This window comes from Humibacter ginsenosidimutans, assembly GCF_007859675.1.
GTDB lineage: Bacteria > Actinomycetota > Actinomycetes > Actinomycetales > Microbacteriaceae > Humibacter > Humibacter ginsenosidimutans.
In genome coordinates, this window is the sequence record NZ_CP042305.1 from 127,532 (window position 1) to 146,859 (window position 19,328).

The 19,328-nt window shown below is 68.7% G+C and carries 19 protein-coding genes and 1 pseudogene; 15 read left to right on the forward strand and 5 right to left on the reverse strand.

Features of this window, described 5'->3' with window-relative positions; all coding sequences use genetic code 11:
• Positions 1-80: 80 nt before the first annotated feature.
• Entirely contained in the window at positions 81-566 is a 486-nt protein-coding gene (locus FPZ11_RS00615; protein ID WP_146317492.1) for a GNAT family N-acetyltransferase, read from the reverse strand.
• A 70-nt stretch (positions 567-636) separates the two neighbouring features.
• Between FPZ11_RS00615 and dapB the strand changes: the two genes are divergently transcribed.
• Entirely contained in the window at positions 637-1,380 is a 744-nt protein-coding gene (gene dapB / locus FPZ11_RS00620; RefSeq protein WP_146317494.1) for a 4-hydroxy-tetrahydrodipicolinate reductase, read from the forward strand.
• A complete protein-coding gene (locus FPZ11_RS00625; protein WP_437438609.1) occupies positions 1,377-1,820 on the forward strand; it encodes a hypothetical protein in 444 nt (147 codons plus the stop codon). The genes dapB and FPZ11_RS00625 overlap by 4 nt, the downstream gene beginning before the upstream one ends.
• A gap of 78 nt (positions 1,821-1,898) precedes the next feature.
• Here the strand turns inward: FPZ11_RS00625 and FPZ11_RS00630 are convergent, their stop codons facing one another.
• The 3 genes from FPZ11_RS00630 to FPZ11_RS00640 all read right to left on the reverse strand — a co-directional run bounded on the left by FPZ11_RS00630 (position 1,899) and on the right by FPZ11_RS00640 (position 3,370).
• Positions 1,899-2,327 carry an OsmC family peroxiredoxin gene (locus FPZ11_RS00630; RefSeq protein WP_146317496.1) on the reverse strand — a complete coding sequence of 143 codons (429 nt, stop codon included), beginning with the start codon at positions 2,325-2,327 and terminating at the stop codon, positions 1,899-1,901.
• Between the two features lie 124 nt (positions 2,328-2,451).
• Complete coding sequence (locus FPZ11_RS00635) at positions 2,452-2,943, reverse strand: DUF4395 domain-containing protein (protein WP_146317498.1); 492 nt, start codon at positions 2,941-2,943, stop codon at positions 2,452-2,454.
• Positions 2,927-3,370, reverse strand: a complete 444-nt coding sequence (locus tag FPZ11_RS00640) for a thioredoxin family protein (RefSeq protein WP_146317500.1) — start codon at positions 3,368-3,370, stop codon at positions 2,927-2,929. Before FPZ11_RS00640 ends, FPZ11_RS00635 begins: the two co-directional genes overlap by 17 nt.
• A 116-nt stretch (positions 3,371-3,486) precedes the next feature.
• On the opposite strand from FPZ11_RS00640, the gene dapA reads away from it, so the two are divergent.
• The 12 genes from dapA (at position 3,487) to dapF (ending at position 16,780) form a co-directional block, all read left to right on the forward strand.
• Positions 3,487-4,464, forward strand: coding sequence for a 4-hydroxy-tetrahydrodipicolinate synthase (dapA, locus tag FPZ11_RS00645; RefSeq protein WP_146317502.1), 978 nt, complete (start codon positions 3,487-3,489; stop codon positions 4,462-4,464).
• Between the two features lie 42 nt (positions 4,465-4,506).
• Positions 4,507-6,183, forward strand: coding sequence for a ribonuclease J (locus tag FPZ11_RS00650; protein WP_146317504.1), 1,677 nt, complete (start codon positions 4,507-4,509; stop codon positions 6,181-6,183).
• Between the two features lie 247 nt (positions 6,184-6,430).
• Positions 6,431-9,229 carry an FtsK/SpoIIIE family DNA translocase gene (locus FPZ11_RS00655; RefSeq protein ID WP_146317506.1) on the forward strand — a complete coding sequence of 933 codons (2,799 nt, stop codon included), beginning with the start codon at positions 6,431-6,433 and terminating at the stop codon, positions 9,227-9,229.
• A gap of 30 nt (positions 9,230-9,259) precedes the next feature.
• On the forward strand, positions 9,260-9,868 hold the full coding sequence (pgsA, locus tag FPZ11_RS00660; protein ID WP_146317508.1) for a CDP-diacylglycerol--glycerol-3-phosphate 3-phosphatidyltransferase: 609 nt from the start codon (positions 9,260-9,262) through the stop codon (positions 9,866-9,868).
• On the forward strand, positions 9,865-10,395 hold the full coding sequence (locus FPZ11_RS00665; protein WP_146317510.1) for a CinA family protein: 531 nt from the start codon (positions 9,865-9,867) through the stop codon (positions 10,393-10,395). Before pgsA ends, FPZ11_RS00665 begins: the two co-directional genes overlap by 4 nt.
• A gap of 143 nt (positions 10,396-10,538) precedes the next feature.
• Positions 10,539-10,850 (forward strand): helix-turn-helix domain-containing protein, encoded by a 312-nt coding sequence (locus FPZ11_RS00670; RefSeq protein WP_146317512.1) that lies wholly within the window; start codon positions 10,539-10,541, stop codon positions 10,848-10,850.
• Positions 10,851-11,006: 156 nt separating this feature from the next.
• Positions 11,007-11,234, forward strand: coding sequence for a DUF3046 domain-containing protein (locus FPZ11_RS00675; RefSeq protein ID WP_146317514.1), 228 nt, complete (start codon positions 11,007-11,009; stop codon positions 11,232-11,234).
• Positions 11,235-11,436: 202 nt separating this feature from the next.
• Positions 11,437-12,510 carry a recombinase RecA gene (gene recA, locus FPZ11_RS00680; protein ID WP_146317516.1) on the forward strand — a complete coding sequence of 358 codons (1,074 nt, stop codon included), beginning with the start codon at positions 11,437-11,439 and terminating at the stop codon, positions 12,508-12,510.
• A 136-nt stretch (positions 12,511-12,646) separates the two neighbouring features.
• The gene (locus FPZ11_RS00685) at positions 12,647-13,294 is read left to right on the forward strand and encodes a regulatory protein RecX (protein WP_168203697.1); all 648 of its coding nucleotides are present in this window, start codon (positions 12,647-12,649) and stop codon (positions 13,292-13,294) included.
• Positions 13,295-13,353: 59 nt separating this feature from the next.
• Positions 13,354-14,976 carry a tRNA (N6-isopentenyl adenosine(37)-C2)-methylthiotransferase MiaB gene (gene miaB / locus FPZ11_RS00690; protein ID WP_146317520.1) on the forward strand — a complete coding sequence of 541 codons (1,623 nt, stop codon included), beginning with the start codon at positions 13,354-13,356 and terminating at the stop codon, positions 14,974-14,976.
• A complete protein-coding gene (gene miaA, locus FPZ11_RS00695; protein WP_146317522.1) occupies positions 14,973-15,905 on the forward strand; it encodes a tRNA (adenosine(37)-N6)-dimethylallyltransferase MiaA in 933 nt (310 codons plus the stop codon). Before miaB ends, miaA begins: the two co-directional genes overlap by 4 nt.
• Positions 15,902-16,780 (forward strand): diaminopimelate epimerase, encoded by an 879-nt coding sequence (gene dapF, locus FPZ11_RS00700; RefSeq protein ID WP_146317524.1) that lies wholly within the window; start codon positions 15,902-15,904, stop codon positions 16,778-16,780. The genes miaA and dapF overlap by 4 nt, the downstream gene beginning before the upstream one ends.
• Before the next feature lie 85 nt (positions 16,781-16,865).
• Here the strand turns inward: dapF and FPZ11_RS00705 are convergent.
• A pseudogene (locus FPZ11_RS00705) lies at positions 16,866-17,503 on the reverse strand (class I SAM-dependent methyltransferase).
• 168 nt (positions 17,504-17,671) lie between these two features.
• Between FPZ11_RS00705 and hflX the strand changes: the two are divergent.
• Positions 17,672-19,237, forward strand: a complete 1,566-nt coding sequence (hflX, locus tag FPZ11_RS00710; protein WP_146322595.1) for a GTPase HflX — start codon at positions 17,672-17,674, stop codon at positions 19,235-19,237.
• The last annotated feature ends 91 nt before the right edge of the window (positions 19,238-19,328 follow it).

Genomic DNA, 19,328 nt, shown 5'->3' on the forward strand with positions numbered 1-19,328 from the left:
ACCCGACGTGTCCCGGCCGGACCGGGCGACCTGGTCGGCCGCCGTCGAGTGATCCGCGACGCCAGTCTGCGCCGCTGCGCTCACACGTTCTTGCCGTACCAGTGCGTCGCGTTCGGGTTGTCGTTGTACGGCATGGTCTCCGTGTACCCCGACGTGCGGTACAGGTTGCCCGCGGCGGCCAGGCTCTCGTTGGTGTCCAGCACCAGCCGCGTCGCGCCGAGAGCGATGGCACGGCGCTCCAGCTCGGTCAGCAGGACCCGCCCGGCGCCGCGGCCTCGGGCATCCGGGGCGAGCCAGAGGTGCTTGATCTCGAAGCGCACGATGGGCTCGCCGTCTGGGCCGACGGCATCCTCGATACGTCGCACGCCGCCGCAGCCCACCGGCGTGCCGTCGAGTTCGGCGAGCACGAAGTCGCCTGCCGGCGGCACGAACCGGCCTGCGTCGGGCAGGTTCACGGTGTAGGCGCCTTGCGCGCTCGGGAACGTCTGCTCGCGCTCGGCGAAGTAGCGATTCAGAAGCTCCGCGGCGATGCTGTCGTCGGTGCGTGCGGGGGTGAAAGTGAGCATCGCGCTCAGCATACGACCGTGCTCCGTCGCCCGGCCGAAGCGCCGGTTCGCCGTTGGTATCGTGAATGCCATGACCATTCGAGTGGCCGTCGTCGGCGCGAGCGGCAAGCTGGGCAGCGTCGCCGTCGACCTCATCGAGAAGGCCCCCGACCTCGAGCTCGTCGCGGCCCTCGGCTCGCGCAGCGACCTCTCCGAGATGCTGGGCACCGACGATGCGCCGTCCGACATCGTGCTCGACGTGACACTGCCCGCCGTGAGCCCCACCATCGTCGACTTCGCTCTGGATGCCGGCCGCAATGTCGTCGTCGGCACGTCCGGCTGGTCTGCCGCGCGACTCGCTCCGTTGAAGGCTCGGCTGCGCGATGAACCGGACGCCGGTGTGATCGTCGTTCCGAACTTCTCGCTCGGCTCTGCCCTCGGCACCGCATTCGCGGCGGCCGCCGCCAAGTATTTCGACTCGATCGAGATCATCGAGGCGCACGCCGCGACGAAGATCGACTCCCCGTCGGGAACGGCCGTGCGCACGGCCGAGCTGATCGCCGAGGCGCGCAGCGAACAGGGACCGGTCGCCGCACCGCACACTGACCAGAGGGCGCGCGGCCAGCAGGTGGCGAGCGTGCCCGTGCACAGCCTGCGCATGTCGGGGCTGGTGGCGAGGCAGAGCGTCATCCTGGGCGGCGAAGGCGAGACGCTCACGATCACGCACGACACGACGGGCTCGCGGGCGTATGCGGCGGGCATCCTGCACGCGTTGCGGGCCGCTCCCGATGCACGCGGTCTCACCGTGGGGCTCGACAAGCTGCTCGGCCTGTGAAGGGACGCATCGCGGCCATCGTGATGGCCGTTCTCCTCGCGCTCTACGTCGTGCTCGTCGTGCGCTACGGCGTGATCCTCATCGCCAGCGGATCGTGGATCGGCATCGCCATGGCCATCGCGCTCTTCGTGCTCTCGGCGATCGCCGCGTGGGCGCTGCTGCGCGAGCTCTGGTTCGGCGTGCAGACGCAGCGGCTCGTGCGCATCCTCGATGCAGAAGGCGGGCTTCCCATCGAGGAGCTTCCGCACCGTGCCAGCGGACGTCCGCTGCGCGATGCGGCCGACGAGCAGTTCCCGACTTACAAGGCCGAGGTCGAGGCTGCACCCGAGAGCTGGCGCGCCTGGTTCCGGCTCGGCCTGGCGTACGACGCGTCAGGCGATCGCCGCCGCGCGCGGCAGGCGCTGCGCGAGGCGGTCAAGCTGCACAGGTCCCGTCCGTAGGATGCCCCGCGGGGGAGTTTCTTCCTCCTCGCGAGAGTGGGCATTTCTTCCGTCGAGAGTGCCGCTTTCCACGCGCGGCTACTCGAGCTCGGCCTCGATGGTGATCGGCACGCCCGCCAGCGCCCGCGACACAGGGCAGTTCTTCTTCGCCTCTTCGGCCAGCCGCTGGAAATCCTCTTCGCCGAGTCCCGGCACGGCGGCATTGACCAGCAGGTGGCTGCCCGTGATGCCGGGAATCGTCGGGTCCAAGGTGACGGCTGCGGTCACCCGGATGCTCTGCGGCGGGGTTCCGAAGCCGGCGAGCGTCGCGGAGAAGGCCATCGCGAAGCACGCCGAATGTGCGGCGCCGATCAGCTCCTCCGGGTTGGTGACCCCTGCCTCGCCCTCCGATCGTGCGCGCCAGTTCACGTCGAACCGCCCGACGTCGGAGGAGTCCAGGTGCACGCTGCCGGACCCCGTGGAAAGTTCGCCCTGCCACTGCGTGGTGGCTTCGCTGGTGATGGTCATTGCCCGCTCCTTCGACTGCGTCGCGATTCGTTCGGCCGTCGGGCATCCGGTCGCCTTGGCGGAGCCGGGCCGACTCCCTCAGCGTACGAGGGACGAGCGGGGGCGGGAAGGGCGCGACCGCGCGTCAGGACCGCGCGGCGGTACGGCGGACGAGACCGATGCGTACGAGGAGAAGGTAGATCTGGCATCCGAGGCAGTAGCCGAAGACGGCGTTGAGGAACGCCGCGACGAACGCGAGCGCCGCGGCCACGACCGTCGCGTACGGCACACCGACCAACTGGAGCAGCACACCGGCAGCGCTGATGACGAAGCCGACTGCTTGGGCGAAGGTCGGCGGTGCGGGATCTTCCACCTCGTGCGAAGGTGCGAGTCTCGGCCGGACTGCGCGTGCGTACAGCAGCCCCCAGGGGTGCCTCTGTACGCCGGCGGCTGCGCCCCAGAGGAACAGCAGCGCCAGCACCGTGAGTGCGACCGTGGCCGCCGGGGTGAGTCCCACCAGCCCGAGGAAGATCGTGATGAGCAGGAGCACCGCCGTGATCGTCGCTCCGAAGCGCGGTCCGCGCGGGTCGATCCCGCGTCCTGCGCGCGAGCCCGCTGTCTCAGCTGACGACGACATGGGTCTCCTCGGCGATTGTGGCGAGCTGCTCTTCGACATCGGCCGCGCGCGGCACTCCGCTGATGCGGGCGCGGATGCCTCCTGCTGCATCCAGCAGCAGAATCGTCGGTGTCTGCACGACTCCGAATCTCGACGCGAGGTGCGGCCGCGCGGCGAGGTCGACGTCGACGAACGCGACGCCGTCATGCTTCTCGGCGACGCCGCCGAGCACGCGCTCGGCGATGCGGCACGGCCCGCAGAACTCCGTGGAGAACTCGACGATCGTGGCGTCGTCGCCGAAATGCACGTCGTCGCCGAGCTCGTCCGCACTGACGCGGATGCCGTCGGCAGCCCGAATCCGTCCGGACCGCGCGCGCCACACCAGCCCGAGCACGGTCGTGACGACGACGAGTGCAACGAGCACGAGGAGAGCGGCGACCGGGTTCATGATGCCGCAACGCTACGACGCGCCGTGCGCTGCGGCACGGAGTGTGACGTACCGTGACGCGCGCAGAGCGCGGCCGACGATGGAGCTCCGGGTCCTACCCGCGATAGCCTGATTCGGTGTCCACGCCAAACAATCCCTTCGGTCAGGTCCTCGTCGCGCTGGTGACCCCGTTCACCGCCGACGGCGAAGTGGATTGGCCGGGGGTGGAGAAGCTGATCGACGACGTGATCAGCGACGGCGCCGACGGCATCGTCGTCTCGGGCACGACGGGTGAGACCTCGACCCTCACCGACCCGGAGAAGCTCCGGCTCGTCGAGGTGGCGAAAGACGTGGCCGCCGGCCGCGCGAAGATCATCCAGGGCGGCGGTTCGAACGAGACCGCGCACGCCATCCAGCTCTACAAGGCGAGCGAGAAGGCCGGTGTCGACGGCGTCATGATCGTCACGCCCTATTACAACAAGCCGACGCAGGCAGGCATCCTCACCCATTTCCGGCTCATCGCGGACGCCACCGGCCTTCCGGTCATCCTCTACGACATCCCGGGACGAACCGGCGTGCCGATCAGGTACGAGACCATCCTGCGCGCGGCGAAGCACCCGAACATCGTGGCGATCAAAGACGCCAAGTGCGATCTGGCCGAGGTCTCCCGGGTGCTCAACAACACCGACCTCATGTACTTCTCCGGCGCTGACGAATACGTGCTGCCGTCGCTCGCGATCGGTGCCACCGGTCTCGTCGGGGTCACCGCGAACATCGCGGCCCGCCCTTACCGTCAGATCATCGACGCAGTCAACAGCGGCGACCTCACGACGGCGACCGCCGTGCACAAGAAGCTCGAACCGTTGGCGAGGGCCGTCATGACCCACGTGCCGGGCACGGTGGCCGCGAAGTACATCCTGCACGGCCTCGGCCGCATCCAGAGTCCTCGAGTGCGGCTGCCGCTCGTGGGGCCGGAAGACTTCGAAGCAGCGCAGATCGAGGCCGACCTCGACCTGGTCAACGACATCGACGGCCTCGACCTGAGCAACTTCAGGCCGGACCGCAACGCCGCCGCCGGGGGAGCGCTTCCCAAGGTGGCGGGAACCACACGCTGAGCGAACCTCTCGCTCGACAACGAAACACTGGAGGCACGGCATATGCCCGCGTCGGTATACGACCCGCCCGCACTCGAACCCGGTACTCTCCGCATCATCCCGACGGGCGGTCTCGGAGAGGTCGGCCGCAACATGACCGTCTTCGAAATCGACGGCAAGCTTCTCATCGTCGACTGCGGCGTGCTCTTCCCCGAGCAGGACCAGCCGGGAGTCGACCTGATCCTGCCCGACTTCGGTCCGGTGCGCGATCGCCTCGACGACGTGGTCGGCCTCGTGCTCACGCACGGGCACGAGGACCACATCGGGGCCGTGCCGTACCTGCTGCGGCTGAAGCGCGACATCCCGCTCATCGGCTCGAGTCTCACGCTCGCTCTGGTGGAGGCGAAGCTCAAGGAGCACCGCATCCAGCCGTACGCGCTCACGGTGAAGGAGGGTCAGCGCGAGCAGCTCGGACCGTTCTCGCTCGAGTTCATCGCCGTGAACCACTCGATTCCGGATGCCCTCGCCGTGGCCATCCGCACGTCGGCGGGCCTCGTGCTGCACACCGGCGACTTCAAGATGGACCAGCTCCCGCTCGACGACCGGCTCACCGACCTGCGCGCGTTCGCCAGGCTCGGCGAAGAGGGCGTCGACCTGTTCATGGTCGACTCGACGAACGCCGATGTGCCGGGCTTCACCGCGCTCGAGCGCTCGATCGGTCCGGTGCTCGACAACGTGATCGCCAGGGCCCCGCGGCGCGTCATCGTGGCGAGCTTCTCCAGCCATGTCCACCGCGTGCAGCAGGTGCTGGATGCCGCCCACGCGAACGGCAGGCGCGTCGCGCTCCTCGGCCGCTCCATGGTGCGCAACATGACGATCGCCGCCGAGCTCGGGTACCTGCAGGTGCCGGAGGGTGTGCTGATCGACTACAAGAAGGCCGCCGACCTGCCCGACGACAAGATCGTCTACATGTCCACGGGGTCGCAGGGCGAGCCGATGGCGGTGCTGGCGCGCATGGCCAATCTCGACCACCAGATCGAGGTCGGAAAGGGCGACACGGTCATCCTCGCCTCGAGCCTCATCCCCGGCAACGAGAACGCGGTCTACCGCGTGATCGACGGCCTCACCAAGCTCGGCGCCACCGTGGTGCACAAGGGCAATGCCAAAGTGCACGTCTCAGGGCACGCTGCAGCGGGCGAGCTGTTGTACTGCTACAACATCCTCAAGCCGCGCAACGCGATGCCGGTGCACGGCGAGTACCGGCACCTCACCGCGAACGCCAAGCTCGCGCAAGACACCGGCATTCCCGAGGAGCGCACGATCATCGCCGAAGACGGCACGGTCATCGACCTTCGCGACGGAGTCGCAGAGATCGTCGGGCAGCTCGACCTGGGCTTCGTGTACGTCGACGGGTCGTCGGTGGGTGAGATCACGGACGCCGACCTCAAGGACCGCAGGATCCTCGGCGAAGAGGGTTTCATCTCCATCATCGTGGTGGTCGAGGCGGGAACGGGACGGGTCATCACGGGGCCGGAGATCCACGCGAAGGGCTTCGCCGAAGACGACGCCGTGTTCGACGACGTGAAACCCAAGATCGCTGCCGCGCTGGCGGATGCCGCCCACAACGGCGTGCGCGACGCTCACGCCCTCAGCCAGGTCGTGCGTCGCACGGTCGGCCGCTGGGTCAACACGAGCTATCGCCGCCGCCCGATGATCGTCCCGCTGGTGATCGAGGCGTAGGCCTCGATCACGGGAGGGTCCGCGCGTCCGCCTCGTCCCGGACGCCGTCGCTCGCCCGACCAACGGCCGAAATCACTGTCGCAGACGGCCCCATCGGTGCGTCGACAATGGCGATCTGCGGCAGGGGTTCCTGCTGCGGGACGGCGTGGCGGGGCGAGTCGCCGGCGGCCGCTCGCCGCGGCGCGAATCGCTGGCGCTCCGCGCCGCTTCTGCCGCGATGACGCCGGTGGCCGCTAGCGTTGCTCCCATGGCCACGAGCACGAAGTCGACGTCGCGCGCCCGCGCGAGGGGCACGTCGACCGCGCGCACGCCGACGCGTCAGACGGCGACCCAGAAGACCAAGGTGCTGCCGGCGCCGGAGCCCAAGCGCGGCATCCTCGTCAAGGCATGGCTCGGCCTCGCCCACGTCGTGGGCGGCGCCGCGCGCGCCTTCGGTCCCGAAAAGCTCGCCAAAGAGGAACGCAGAGACGGTCTGCCGTTCTTCATCGTTCTGCTGGCGGTGGCGGGCGCCGTCGTCGAGTGGTTCCTCATCGACAATCCCGTGGCCCAGCAGCTGGACGCCTGGACGTTCGGCGGCCTGTTCGGTCGCGTCGCGTTCGGGCTGCCCGTCGTCATGCTGTTGCTGGCGGTCTGGCTGTTCCGGCATCCGTCGTCTGTGCACGACAACACGCGCATCGGCATCGGCCTCGCGCTGCTGCTGGTCACCGTGGCGGCGCTCTGCGAGATCTTCTCGGCGCGCCCGCAGCCGAGCGACGGCATCGTGGCCCTCGCCAAGGCGGGCGGCGTCATCGGCTGGATGGTCGGCGCCCCCTTGGTCGCGCTCGCCACCGTCTACGGCGCGGCGGCCATCGTCATCGTGCTGATGCTGCTCAGCATCTTGATCATCACCAAGACCCCGCCGAACCGCATCGGGCGCCGGCTCGGCGAGCTCTACTCCTACCTGTTCGGTGCTCAGACGGAGGCCGAGGAAGAGCCGGTCGAGGCCGAGAAGCCGGCACGCAGACGGCGTGGCAAAGAGGCCGATGACGACGACGAATCGTCGGGCGACGATGCGAACATCCCGTGGTGGCGTCGCAACAAGAGCGGGCGCGAGGTCGACCCCGACTTCGATGCCGCAGGCCCGTCGTTCACGGAGGTGCTGGGCACCGACTCGCCGGGTACCGGCAGCTTCGCCACTGCGCTCGAGCCCGAGCCGCAGGACTACAAGACCGAGGTGCTCGCCGACCTCAAGGAGGCGGAGAACGCGGTCAGCCGCTTCACCGGCGACGTCTCGCGCGCGGGCACCGGATCGACCGGGCTCCAGCCCGACGCGACGACGACCGTGCTTCCGGGCTTCGGGTTGTCCGACGACGACTTCGATGAAGCGGCGGTGGCGAATGCGATGCCGCTCGAGGCGGTGCCGGACGCGCCCTATGTGCTGCCGGCGGCATCCACTCTCTCCGCAGGGACACCTGCGAAGGCGCGTTCGTCGGCCAACGACGAGGTGGTCGCCGCCATCACATCGGTGCTCGACCAGTTCTCGGTGGATGCCCGTGTCACCGGGTTCTCGCGCGGCCCGACGGTGACGCAGTACGAGATCGAGCTCGGCCCCGGCGTCAAGGTGGAGCGCGTCACGGCGCTCAGCAAGAACCTCGCCTACGCGGTGGCGTCGAACGAGGTGCGCATCCTCTCGCCCATCCCGGGAAAGAGCGCGATCGGCGTGGAGATCCCCAACTCCGACCGCGAGATCGTCTCGCTCGGTGACGTGCTGCGCTCGGCGGCCGCGACGAGCAGCCATCACCCCATGACCATCGGCGTCGGCAAAGACGTCGGCGGCGGCTTCGTCGTCGCCAACCTCGCCAAGATGCCGCACCTGCTGGTCGCGGGATCCACGGGTTCCGGAAAGTCGAGCTTCGTCAACTCGATGATCACCAGCCTGCTCATGCGGGCCAAGCCGAGCGATGTGCGCATGGTGCTCGTCGACCCGAAGCGTGTCGAGCTCTCGGTCTACGCCGGTGTTCCGCACCTCATCACGCCCATCATCACGAGCCCGAAGAAGGCGGCCGAAGCGCTGCAGTGGGTCGTCAAAGAGATGGACATGCGCTACGACGACCTGGCGAGTTTCGGCTTCCGCCACATCGACGACTTCAACAAAGCAGTGCGCAACGACGAGATCGTGCTGCCGGAGGGCAGTGAGCGCAAGCTCAAGCCCTATCCCTATCTGCTGGTCGTGGTCGACGAGCTCGCCGACCTGATGATGGTGGCGCCGCGTGACGTCGAAGACTCGATCGTGCGCATCACGCAGCTGGCCCGAGCATCCGGAATCCATCTCGTGCTCGCCACGCAGAGGCCGTCCGTCGATGTCGTCACTGGTCTCATCAAGGCGAACGTGCCGTCGCGGCTCGCCTTCGCTGTGACGAGCGTCACCGACTCGCGGGTCATCCTCGATCAGCCGGGCGCCGACAAGCTCATCGGTCAGGGCGACGGACTGTTCCTGCCGATGGGCGCGTCGAAGCCCATCCGCGTGCAGGGCGCGTGGGTCGCCGAGAGCGAGATCCAGCGCGTGGTCGACCACGTGACGAGCCAGGCACGCCCTGAATACCGGCAGGATGTCGCGGCCGGGCCCGAGAAGAAGCAGATCGACTCCGACATCGGCGACGACCTCGACCTTCTGCTCGCCGCCGCCGAGCTCGTCGTGTCGAGCCAGTTCGGCTCCACGTCCATGTTGCAGCGCAAGCTTCGTGTCGGATTCGCGAAGGCGGGCAGGCTCATGGATCTGCTCGAGTCGCGCGACATCGTCGGACCGTCCGAGGGATCCAAGGCCCGCGACGTGCTCGTGACGCCCGAGCAGCTGCCGCAGGTGATGGCGAGGCTGCGCGGGCAGGACGGCGGCCAGGCATCCGCCCCCGCTGCCGCGGCGAGCCCCGCTCCTGCGGCGCCTGTTCCGACGACGGCGCCCGCGAATGACGACCGTTACGACGACCCCGTCTCACGTCAGTTCGACGGGCTCGAAGAGGTCGATGGCGATTCCGATGAGGATGCCTGGGGTCTCACGGGACGCGACTGAGGGTTCGTCTCCTGCCCGTAGTCTTGGAGCATGACCGATCCCGGCAGCAGCGAGGCGCCGACCGCTCCAGGCAACTTCAACCTGCCGAACCTCATCACCGTCGTGCGCATCATCCTGGCGCCGGTGTTCTTCTGGCTTCTGCTGGCCGATGCCGGTGATGACGGTCTGCTGCGCTGGATCGCCGCCGCGCTCTTCATCATCGCCATCGCCACGGACGGCGTCGACGGCGCGATCGCGCGCAGACGCGGACTCGTCACCGACCTCGGCAAGATCCTCGACCCGATCGCCGACAAGCTGCTCACCTCCGGCGCGCTCGTGTGCCTCTCGATCCTCGGCGAGCTGTGGTGGTGGGTGACCATCGTCATCGTGGTGCGCGAGGTGGGGATCACCGTGTGGCGCATGGTCGAGCTGCAGCACGGCAACGTCGTTCCTGCCGGCCGGGGCGGCAAGCTCAAGACTGTCGTTCAGGCCGTCGCCATCTCCTTCGCTCTCGCGCCCACCTGGGTGGTCGTCGGTGACTGGATCTTCTGGGTCAACTGGGTGCTCATGGGCGCCGCGCTGGTGCTCACGGTCTGGTCCGGCCTCGACTATCTGTGGCAGGCGTACCGGCTTCGCCGCAGCGCGGGGACGGCAGCGTGACCGAGCAGCCGGAGGCCGACGCGTCGGTGGATGCCACGGCCGCGCTGATCGCGCACCTCACGCGTGAGGGCCTCACGGTCGCCACCGCGGAGTCGCTGACCGCAGGGGCGCTCACCGCGGAGCTGACGAGGCCGGCAGGAGCCTCCGCCGTGGTCGTGGGCGGCGTCGTCGTCTACGCGACGCCCCTGAAGCACACGCTGGCAGGGGTGGATGCCGCGCTGCTCGCCGAACACGGCCCCGTGCATCCCGAGGTGGCAAGGCAGCTCGCCCGCGGTGTGCGTTCCTGTCTCGCGGTCGACGGCCGCGGCGCCGACATCGGCGTGGCGACGACGGGCGTCGCCGGCCCTGACGGGCAAGGCGGTCGGGCGCCGGGCACGGTGTTCGTCGGCATCTCGTACGGCGACGTCGATGAGGCGCTCGAACTGTCGCTCGACGGGGACCGGATGCAGATCCGGGCCGAGACGGTGAGACGCGCGGTCGCCGCACTCGTCGAGCGCTTTCTCTCGTCACCGGCGGCGGTGGAATAGGCGGTGTGTCGAGTTCGTTACAGCGTGTGTACTTCACACCCAAAGCCCATCCAGGGCGGTTAGAGTTCTTGGACCCGATGCGCGTAGCGTTGAAGGTGCACATGGATTCGAAGGTTGTGGCAGGAAGAGAAAAGGAGGCTCCAATGATTCTTGTACGTCAGGAAATCGGCGACGTGCTACGGGACTTCCGCCTGCAGAAGGGGCGCACTCTTCGTCAGGTCGCGAGCCGCGCGAGCGTGGCTCTCGGATACCTCAGCGAGGTCGAGCGTGGTCAGAAAGAGGCGTCGAGTGAGATCCTCGCCTCGGTGGCCGAGGCGCTCGACACGCCCATCTCGGTGATCATGCGTGAGGTCGGCGACCGTCTGGCCGTCATCGAAGGCATCGACCAGGTGATTCCCGACACCATCCCCGACGAGTTCGTCGCCGCGCTCGACGCGGACCTCGTCGCTCGATGACGTCGTCTTCGCTCGAACGAAGAACGCCCCGCATCGCGGGGCGTTCTTTCGTTCATCCCGCGGCGTCGCATCGCTCGTGTCGGACTGCGACGCGATTTCCGCGCCGAGGCTCCGGCTTGCCCGCGGGGCTGCGGCACCGCCGCCTAGGCTGACGGGATGCGAGCGAGCGAGTTCAAGCGTGCCGTCGCCGCCGAGTTCGGCGAGCAGTACGGGCGCGCCCTGCTGCGCGACCTGGTGATCGACGAACTGGGCAACCGCACCTGTGACGAGGCACTCGCCGCCGGCGCTCGAGAGCGCGACGTGTGGTTCGCGCTGTGCGAGGCGATGGAGGTGCCGGTGGAGCGTCGCTACGGCGCAGGAATCCCCGAGCCACGCCCTCGCTGAGCCGAATCTGATCCCGCGACTCGATCGCGACACGCCATCCGACATACGAAGAGATGTTCGGTTCTTGGTACTCTGAGACCACAAGCGCCCTCGAAGTGAGTTATCCACCTCATGGGCCCCACGACACTCGAATGTCGCACGTGCGCTCTACGGTTCGAAGCAGCGAATCCGCAACGACTGTCCCGGCGAAAGGAAGCCACACATGCCCTCTCCAGCTGATCGCGAAAAAGCACTCGAGACCGCGCTCGCTCAGATCGACAGGCAGTTCGGCAAGGGCTCGGTGATGCGGCTGGGCAGCGACGAGCGCGCGCCGGTCGAGGTCGTTCCCACGGGTTCCATCGCGTTGGATGTCGCGCTCGGCATCGGCGGACTGCCTCGCGGTCGCATCGTCGAGATCTACGGTCCGGAGTCCTCAGGCAAGACCACACTCACGCTGCACGCGATCGCCAACGCGCAGAAGGGCGGCGGCATCGCTGCGTTCATCGACGCGGAGCACGCGCTCGACCCGGAGTACGCGAAGAAGCTCGGCGTCGACATCGATTCGCTGCTCGTCTCCCAGCCCGACACGGGAGAGCAGGCGCTCGAGATCGCCGACATGCTCGTGCGCAGCGGTTCGATCGACCTCATCGTCGTCGACTCGGTCGCTGCGCTCGTGCCGCGGGCGGAGATCGAGGGCGAGATGGGCGACTCGCACGTTGGTCTGCAGGCGCGCCTCATGTCGCAGGCCTTGCGCAAGCTCACCGGAGCACTCAACCAGACCAACACCACGATGATCTTCATCAACCAGCTGCGCGAGAAGGTCGGCGTCTTCTTCGGCAGCCCGGAGACCACCTCCGGCGGCAAGGCGCTGAAGTTCTACGCGTCGGTGCGACTCGACATCCGCCGCATCGAGACTCTGAAAGACGGAACGGATGCCGTCGGCAACCGCACGAGGGTCAAGGTCGTCAAGAACAAGATGGCCCCGCCGTTCAAGCAGGCCGAGTTCGACATCCTGTACGGCGTGGGCATCTCGCGCGAGGGCAGCCTTCTCGACTACGGCGTGGAGCAGGCCATCGTGAAGAAGTCCGGAGCCTGGTACACGTACGAGGGCGACCAGCTCGGGCAGGGCAAGGAGAACTCCCGCAATTTCCTCATCGCCAACCCCGACATCGCGGCGGAGATCGAGCACAAGATCCTCGTCAAGCTCGGCGTCATCGCCGACCCGAACGCTCCGGCGGAAGGCGCGTCCAACGTCGAGTCGATCGAGCCGAAGATCGCTCAGCGCAAGGGCGCTTGATCGAGGCGGTGGCGCGATGGTGGTGCAGTTCCCTCCCGCAGGAGGCGACGAGTCGCGTCCGACGCGCCGCCGCGCTCGGTCCGCCGACGGCGGGGCGGCACGAGGCCGGTCGCCAGAAGGAGACACGCTCGCGCCGGTGACCTACCTCCCTGGTGCCCGACCCTCCGCGGAGGCACAGGAAGCACTGGCCCGAGTCCGGGCCGTGCAGGAGTCCGATGAGCAGGACTCAGGGCGAGCGACGGTCGCGCGCGGCGCGAACGGGCGTGATCGCGCGACGACGCGGGCGAACAACGTGGCCATCCATCAGCTCGCCAGGCGAGGGATGTCCCGCTGGGAGCTCGAGCAGGTGCTGGCCAAACGCGAGGTGGACGAACTCACCGCGGCCGCGGAGCTCGACCGCCTCGAGAGCGTCGGTCTGGTCGACGACGCGGCATTGGCCGTGTCGGTCGTGTACGCGATGCACGCGCGCAAGGGCGCGGGCCGCACGGCGATCGAGATGGAGCTGCGCAGGCGTCACCTCGACGACGACGTCATCGCCGAGGCCATGGCGGAGCTCGATGACGACGACGAGCTCGAACGGGCGACCGATCTCGCGACGACCAGAGCAAGGCAGCTGCGCGCACAGCCGTACGAGGTTGCGGCGCGACGGCTGAACGCGTACCTCGCGCGCAAGGGCTACGACGGCGACGTCGTGAGGGCCGCGGTGCGCACCGCTTTGAGCGATCATCCTCGCGACTCGCAGGGCGGCCACGGTCGCGGACGCGACGGCGTGCGGTTCCGCTGAGCAGCGGCTCGTGCGCGCGAACGGAATGCTCGGACAGCGAACGTAGACTGGTCCGCACTATGAGCATTGCCGATCGAATCCGACCGAGTTCGACGCCGACGTCGATCGCGGTGTCGGATGCCGCCGTCGACGCCGCGGGGAACGCCCGCACCTACGAGGTGCGCACCTACGGCTGCCAGATGAACGTGCACGACTCGGAGCGACTGAGCGGATCCCTCGAGGCCGCCGGCTACGTTCCGGCCGTCGACGCCGAGCCCGACATCGTCGTGATCAACACATGCGCGGTGCGCGAGAACGCCGACAACAAGCTGTACGGCAACCTCGGACATCTGGCCTCCGTCAAGCGCCGCCACGCGGGAATGCAGATCGCCGTCGGCGGCTGCCTCGCGCAGAAGGACAAGAACGTCATCCTCGAGAAGGCGCCGTGGGTCGACGTCGTTTTCGGAACCCACAACATGGGTTCCCTGCCCAGCCTGCTCGAGCGAGCCCGCCACAATCACGAGGCGCAGCTCGAGATCCTGGATGCCTTGGAGACGTTCCCGTCCACCCTCCCGGCCAAGCGTGACTCCACCTACAGCGGTTGGGTGTCGATCTCCGTCGGCTGCAACAACACGTGCACCTTCTGCATCGTGCCCGCACTGCGCGGCAAGGAGAACGATCGCCGCCCCGGTGACGTGCTCGCAGAGATCCAGACGCTGGTCGACGACGGCGCCATCGAGGTCACTCTGCTCGGGCAGAACGTCAACTCCTACGGCGTGGACTTCGGCGACCGCCTCGCGTTCGGCAAGCTGCTGCGTGCTGCGGGCGAGATCGAGGGACTGGAGCGCGTTCGCTTCACGAGCCCCCACCCTGCGGCGTTCACCGACGACGTCATCGACGCCATGGCCGAGACGCCCAACGTGATGCCGCAGCTGCACATGCCGCTGCAGTCCGGCTCCGACCGCATCCTGCGTGCCATGCGCCGCAGCTATCGCTCTGCGAAGTTCCTCGGGATCCTCGATCGCGTGCGTGCACGCATCCCGGATGCCGCCATCAGCACCGACATCATCGTCGGTTTCCCCGGTGAGACCGAAGAGGACTTCCAGGAGACGCTGCGGGTCGTCGAGCAGGCGCGTTTCGCGTCGGCGTTCACCTTCCAGTACTCGCCGCGCCCCGGCACGCCTGCAGCAACCATGGAGGAGCAGGTTCCGAAGGAGGTCGTGCAGGATCGCTACGAGCGCCTGATCGCCCTGCAGGAGCGCATCGGCCTCGAGGAGAACGAGAAGCTCGTCGGCCGTGAGGTCAATGTGCTCGTCTCGACCGGTGAAGGCAAGAAAGACGCGGAGACGCACCGCATGAGCGGTCGCGCGGAAGACAGCCGCCTCGTGCACTTCGAGGTTCCGAAGGGATCCGAGCTTCCGCGGCCGGGCGATGTCGTCACGGTTCGCGTCACGCACGCTGCGCCGTTCCACCTGCTCGCCGACGCGAAGCCCGGGGAGTTGCTGCGTGTGCGTCGCACGCGAGCCGGCGATGCCTGGGACCGCGCAGAGGCCGAGTCGTGCGCCGTTCCGTCGCACGGGGCGACGGGTGGCGGTGCCGGCCCGGTGTCGCTCGGGCTGCCGACGCTGCGCTCGCGGCTCGACGTCGGTTCTCCCGCCGGCCCCACGACGCCGATCTACGACCTCGCCGACGGCGAGCGTTGACGGAAGCGCCCGCACCGTATCTCGCGATCGTCGGGGCGACTGGCACGGGCAAGAGCGACCTCGCGATCGACGTCGCGCTGAGGCTGGCTGAGCGGGGCATCCATGCCGAGATAGTGGGCGCCGATGCCATGCAGCTCTATCGCGGCATGGACATCGGAACGGCGAAGCTGCCGATCGCCGGGCGACGGGGCGTCCCGCACCATCTGATCGACGTGCTCGACGTCAGCCAGGAGGCGACCGTCGCGTGGTACCAGCCGCACGCCCGGGCCGCGATCGAGGAGATCGCCTCGCGAGGAGCGCTGCCCATTCTGGTCGGCGGCTCGGGGCTCTACGTGTCGTCGGTGCTGTACGAGTTCGCGTTCCCCGGCAGGGACGCCGACGTGCGCGCCCGCCTCGAGGCCGACGCCGAGCGCGACGGGATCGGTGCACTGCTCGAACGACTGCGCACGCTCGACCCCGCAACGGCGGCGCGGGTGGATCCGGCCAACGCACGTCGGGTCATCCGCGCCCTCGAGGTGGCGGAGCTGCGCGAGACAGGGCACGGCGCAGCCCTTCCCGAGCGACCGATGCTCTGGTCGCCCGCCGTCGTCATCGGGCTCGGCATGGCGCGAGAACGGCTCGTCGAGCGGCTGGATGCCCGGGTTGAGCGCATGTGGAGCGCCGGGCTTCTCGACGAGGTGCGTGCACTACTCGGCGAGGGGCTCGAACGAGGGGTCACGGCATCAAGAGCCATCGGCTACGCGCAGGCGGTCTCCGAGCTGCGCGGCGAGCTCACCCGCGAGGAAGCGATCGCGGAGACCCAGCGGCTCACCCGTCGCTACGCCAGGCGGCAGGTGTCGTGGTTCAAGCGTTACGCCGAGCTGGAGTGGCTGGAGGCGTCGGAGCCCGGCGTCGCCGCGTCGCTCGTTCTGGATAGGCTTCCCTGGTGACGACACTCTCCTTCACCAAGGGCCACGGCGCGGGCAACGACTTCGTGCTGTTCGCGGACCCCGACGGCAAGGTCGACCTGACCGCCGCCCAGATCGCGTTGATCTGCGACAGGCACTTCGGCGTGGGGGCTGACGGCGTCATCAGGGCCGTGCGGTCGTCTGCTCTTCCGGAGGGCGGGGCGGTGCTCGCCGAGGATCCGACGGCCGAGTGGTTCATGGACTACCACAACGCCGACGGTTCGGCGGGGGAGATGTGCGGCAACGGCATCCGGGTGTTCACGCGCTACCTGCTCGACGGCGGATACGCGCACCTCGCTCCCGGGCAGACGCTGCCGATCGGCACTCGCTCCGGCGTGCGTGACGTGCAGCAGAGCGGAACCGGATTCCAGGTCGATCTCGGCGCGTGGCACCTGACGGGCGACGACCCGCTGGTGCGCGCCAAAGACCTCGGCGTCGCCCGGCCCGGCCTGGGCATCGACGTGGGCAACCCGCACGTGGTCGTGGCGCTCGCGGACGACGACGAGCTCGATCGCGTGGACCTCGGCCCGCGGCCGGTGCTCGACCCCGAGCCCGTGAACGGTGCGAACGTCGAGTTCGTGGTGCCCTCCGAGCCGCTGATCGTCGACGGCATCGGTCGTATCCGCATGCGGGTGCACGAGCGCGGCAGCGGCGAGACACTGGCCTGCGGCACGGGCACGGCAGCCGCGGCACTCGCGACCCGCTACTGGGCCGGCGACGGAGCGCCCGACAACTGGAAGGTGCGGGTTCCAGGCGGAACCCTCGGTGTGCGCATGTTCCCGACGGAAGAGGGAGAGCACGTCTCGCTGTCGGGCCCGGCGGAGCTCGTCTACGACGGAGAGCTGACCGTCGGCTGACGCATCGCGGCCGCTCAGGAGCTGACTGCGACGGCCGTGGCGGCACGGACTTTCGTTGCCGCGCGCGTCCGTCGCGATCGTGCGACTACTCCTCGGAATCGCCCCGTCGGGCGCCGCGCCGCGTGACGTGCAGCACGCGGAATCCCTTGCTCGACGACGCGCGGTGCACGGCGAACTCCGCGGGAAGCTCACCCTGCAGCCAGCGCTGGAGCGAGTCGGAGCCGAGGTTGCGCTGCACGACGAGCCAGGCATCCGCGTCGATGTCGAGTCGTGGGAGCCACCTGAGCAGCAGGGCGTGCAGTTCGGCCTTGCCGATGCGGATCGGGGGTTCGACCAGATGGCGCGGAACGCCACCGAGGCGGGAACATCGTCGGGCAGCACGGCGTTGAGGTTGTGCAGACCGAGGGTTTCGGCATTGCGGCGCAGCACGTCGAGCGCGCGCTCGTTGACGTCGACGGCCCAGACCGTGGCATTCGGCGATTCGAGCGCAAGGGTCAGGGCGATCGGTCCCCAGCCGCAACCGAGATCGAGCAGGTCTCCGCTCGGCGGTGCGTCGGGCGCGTCCGCGAGCAGCACCTGGGTTCCGATGTCGATGTGATCGGGGCTGAAGATGCCGGCAGCGGTGATGAGCTCCAGGTCGCGGCCCGCGAGTCGCACCGACAGGGGATGCAGCTTGGCGTCACCGCCGGGACGGGATGTGAAGTAGTGCTCGCCAGAGGCCATACAGAGGACGGTACTCGACGCCGGGAGGCGGCGGGGCACCGAGCGGCAGCGTTCGAGGCGCTGTCGGTGAGGACAACTAGGGTGGAGCACACGATGACCCAAACCCACAGCAATCGGGACCATGCCGGCGACGACGCCGCACGCAGCAACGCAGGCGACGACGAGTCGATGAACGCGCAGACGGCCGATGTCGGCACCGAGAATGCGGGCGCAGAGCACGCAGGTGGACAGCACGACGACGTCGTGGCGAGGGTCCTCGCCAGGGCGTCGCAGGCATCCGCTCGCACCGCCATCTTCGGTCAGGGCGCGCAAGCCCTGCAGCAGCAGGCCGCCGAGGGGCAGGCCTCCGACGGCGAGCAGTACGACCGCGAGGAGCGTGCAGCGCTGCGCCGTGTCTCGGGGCTTTCCACCGAGCTCGAAGACGTCACAGAGGTCGAGTACCGGCAGCTGCGACTGGAGAACGTCGTGCTGATCGGCGTCTACTCCGGTGGCACGCTGACGGATGCCGAGAACTCGTTGCGCGAGCTGGCGGCACTCGCCGAGACGGCGGGCGCCGTGGTGCTCGACGGGCTGCTTCAGCGGCGACCGCATCCCGACCCCAGCACCTACCTGGGCAGCGGCAAGGCGCAGGAGCTGCACGACGTGGTGGCGGCGCTCGGCGCGGACACCGTCGTGGCCGACACCGAGCTCGCCCCGAGCCAGCGGCGTGCACTGGAAGACATCGTCAAGGTGAAGGTGATCGACCGCACCGCCGTCATCCTCGACATCTTCAGCCAGCACGCCAAGAGCCGCGAGGGCAAGGCGCAGGTCGAGCTCGCGCAGCTCGAGTACCTGTTGCCGAGACTGCGCGGCTGGGGTGAGTCGATGAGCCGCCAGGCCGGCGGCCAGGTCGGCAGCGGCGGAGCCGGAATGGGCAGCCGCGGGCCCGGCGAGACGAAGATCGAGCTCGATCGACGGCGCATCCATTCCCGCATGGCCCGGCTGCGCAGGCAGATCAAGGACTTCGCGCCCGCGCGCGAGGCGAAGCGCGCCAACCGTCGCCGCAACAGCGTGCCGTCGGTCGCGATCGCCGGTTACACCAATGCGGGCAAGTCCAGTCTGCTGAACCGCATCACGAAGGCGGGCGTGCTCGTCGAGAATGCGCTCTTCGCGACGCTGGATGCCACGGTGCGCCGCTCGATCACCGCCGACGGTCGTCTCTACACGCTGTCCGACACCGTGGGATTCGTGCGAAACCTCCCGCACCAGCTCGTTGAGGCGTTCCGCTCCACGCTCGAGGAGGTCGCCGACTCCGACCTCATCGTGCACGTCGTGGACGCCTCGCATCCCGATCCCGCCGCTCAGATCGCCACGGTGCGCGATGTGATCGGCGAAGTCGACGCCAGGGACATCCCGGAGCTGGTCGTCTTCAACAAGGCGGATCTCATCGACGATGGCAGACGGCTGGAGTTGCGCGGCCTCGAACCGAACGCGGTGTTCGCCTCGGCCCGCACGGGCGAGGGCATCGACGAGGTGCTGGCCGCCATCGCGAGGCTCCTGCCCGACCGCTCCGTGAGCATCGACGTGCTCATCCCGTACGACCGGGGCGATCTGGTGTCGGCGCTGCACGAGCGTGGCAGGGTGTTGCACACGGACTACGAACCCGACGGCACCCGCATCACGGCGAAGCTGGCTGCGGAGTTCGTTCCGGTGTTCGAGCCGTTCCGTGCGGAGACCGTCTCGACCTCGGCGTAGCGATGCGTAACACGGCACCGTTCGCGCGGCCGAGCTTTGGTACGGTGGGTGCGTTGTTCGTCGAGCGGCTCTGAGAGCGGCTCGACTGGAG